The organism is Pseudomonas sp. 32_A (genome assembly GCF_017490905.1).
Lineage (GTDB): Bacteria > Pseudomonadota > Gammaproteobacteria > Pseudomonadales > Pseudomonadaceae > Aquipseudomonas > Aquipseudomonas inefficax.
Genome location: NZ_JAFGYI010000341.1, coordinates 1 through 446 on the forward strand (window position 1 = coordinate 1; position 446 = coordinate 446).

2 protein-coding genes are annotated in these 446 nt (G+C 36.1%); both read left to right on the forward strand.

Annotated elements, in window-relative coordinates:
- The coding region (locus J5M58_RS26970) for a PTS sugar transporter subunit IIA (RefSeq protein WP_207880476.1) at positions 1–289 on the forward strand (289 nt) is incomplete at its 5' end.
- Between the two features lie 37 nt (positions 290–326).
- A partial coding sequence (locus tag J5M58_RS28585) for a hypothetical protein (RefSeq protein ID WP_368857215.1) occupies positions 327–446 on the forward strand: 120 nt, incomplete at its 3' end.

Here is a 446-nt window from a genome sequence, read left to right on the forward strand (position 1 = left end):
GGACTTGCCAAATGTAGCGATTCCTCATACAGATATTGTTCATAATCTAGCTGAGAAAGTAGTGGTTGTTCGATTAGAAAAACCAGTAACTTTTCACAATATGATAGCTCCTGATAAGGAAGTAGAAGTATCCCTACTCTTCTTTATCATTAACAACTCAAGTTCAAGTCAAACAAATATTCTGGCTCAGTTGATGGACTTTTTAACAGGAAATGGACATCTGGAAGATCTATCAAAAATTTCCGAACCAGAAAAACTTTATGCTTATATTGCTGAAGCAACAGCTTAATCTTGTCTATTAAAATATAAAATCGGAGGAAATCCAAATGATTAAAATTCTTGCTGCCTGCGGTGCAGGTGTTAACTCAAGTCACCAAATTAAAAGTGCTCTAGAAGAAGAACTTTCAAACCGTGGTTATGATGTTCACTGTGATGCCGTCATGGTG